Source organism: Protofrankia sp. Cr1 (assembly GCF_963555865.1).
GTDB lineage: Bacteria > Actinomycetota > Actinomycetes > Frankiales > Frankiaceae > Protofrankia.
Genome location: NZ_CAUVXO010000020.1, coordinates 30,706 through 32,504, shown reverse-complemented (window position 1 = coordinate 32,504; position 1,799 = coordinate 30,706). Strand labels below are relative to the sequence as shown.

Below are 1,799 nucleotides of genomic sequence, written 5' to 3'. Positions count from 1 at the left end.
CCGGTGCCCGGTATCGTGCCGGGCGCTCTGGACTGTGCTCGTGCCTACGGGCACTGGCCATGCCTCCGGCGGTCTGCTCGGCGCAGAGCCGGTCTTTCCCGTCGTGGTCCGTCTCGAGCTTGATGAACTGCTCACACAGTTGGTGGATCGCGCCCAGGCCGTCTTGGCCACCCAGGGCCGGCTGCGTGGGCTGCTGCGGGCGAACCAGATGGTGGCCGCGGACCTCAGCCTGCCGGTGGTGCTTGCGTCGCATGTCCGGCATCGACCACACGATGCGGGTTCGCCTCACTCACTGGCAGTCCTCCCCCCGTTTGACAGTCCCGTTCGCCGAGCCTCCCAGGGCGTGCTCCGACCGGTCATCGACGATGTGCCGGTACTTGCTGAAAAATTCTGGTTGTCCCCACGCGGCCAATGCCACGGCCACATGTGGCGTAACCGAATCGGGTAGGGCGGCGGGCGCATACCAGCCGATTTTATTGAGCCGACGGTCACCGATGACAGGCGCACCACGGAAGCGACCGGCCTGGCAGTACAGCCCAATACGGTTTCGTGCGCCGTCGTGGTGCTGCTGGACGTGCACCCTCTTAACGATGTGAATCTGATGCTCCTGCCACAACACCAGATTCACATCGGAGCCTGGCAGGGAACCGGCTTTGCCGGCCGGTGGACTCAGCGACTACCGGGCCGGGGTTATCAGTCCGTAGTGTCCGTCGTAGCGGTGGTAGAGCACGTTACCCCGGCCGGTCGCGTTGTCCACGAAGAACACGAACGGGAAGCCGGTCAGGCTCAGCCGCGCGACCGCCTCGTCGACGCCGAGGCGGGGTGCGGGCTGCTCGCTGATGGTCAGTGGTACCGCGACGACCGGACCGCCACCCCGTGGCCGCGAGTCCGTCCGGGCCAGGCGGTAGCCGGCGTCGTCGCGGTAGATGACGCTGTCCTGCCCACTGTCGGCATCGGTGTACAGGTGGAAGTCGTAGTCCATCGCCTCCAGCTCGAAGACGGCCTCATCGGGGGTCTCCCGCGCCAGTGTGAAGGACTTGTGGCGGACGATTTCGCGTTCCTCGGGGGGACGCGGGTAGTACTGTGGGCGGTGGGTCGGCTCGCTGCCGTGGCGCCACTCATGGGGCTCGTGCGGCTGTTTCAGCGGCGCGCCACCCCGCCGCGCCTCCCAGTGCTCGGCAATTCTGATCAGCCGCTCCCGCAGGCGCGCCTGCAGCAGGTCGATCGCTTCGTGCATCGTCGTGGCCGCGACGTGCGCCCGCAGCGGCCGCCCGTTGACGTCCATGTTGGCCTGTGCGACCGCCGGCCGCGGTAGCGCGGGGTCCGCCGAGTGGGTCAGCCGCACCTGGGCGTACAGGATCGGTTCATCCGTCTCCTGGGCAAGCGCAAGGATCTTCCGGCGCGCGTAGGCGCCGGAGCTCGCCGGCATCGCACCCCGGGTTCCCACGGCGACCTCGGGAATGATTGTCGTCGTGGATCGCCTCATACCCTCCTCGTGCCCTACCACCGCCGTCCGAACCGGATCCCCGGTTGCCGGCAGTTGGTGCTCAGCGCCTCCACTGCGGTGCGACGCGCGCCCATTCGGCGTCCCAGGCGGCCAGCCGTCCGCGATCGAGGAAGCGGCGCAGGAGCAGGTAGCATCCGGCCAGCGCCGTCCCGGCGGCGCCCACCGCAAGCACACCGACGCCGACCCCTTTGGCGACAGCCGAGGCCTCGGTGGCCGGCGGGTTCACCCGCTGGCCGGTCCCGTCGGTCCAGACCGTGACACGGGTGCCCGCCGGGCTACCCGCAACGGCCCG

At 69.0% G+C, this 1,799-nt stretch carries 1 protein-coding gene and 2 pseudogenes; 1 reads left to right on the top strand and 2 read right to left on the bottom strand.

The features are described from left to right. Positions 1-34: 34 nt before the first annotated feature. Positions 35-244 (top strand): annotated as a pseudogene (locus U9980_RS28400) (histidine kinase); the annotation flags it as partial. A 432-nt stretch (positions 245-676) separates the two neighbouring features. On the opposite strand, the gene U9980_RS03810 reads toward U9980_RS28400, so the two are convergent. Next, complete coding sequence (locus tag U9980_RS03810) at positions 677-1,486, bottom strand: HPF/RaiA family ribosome-associated protein (protein ID WP_322766702.1); 810 nt, start codon at positions 1,484-1,486, stop codon at positions 677-679. Positions 1,487-1,547: 61 nt separating this feature from the next. Then, positions 1,548-1,799, bottom strand: a pseudogene (locus U9980_RS03805) (hypothetical protein); the annotation flags it as partial.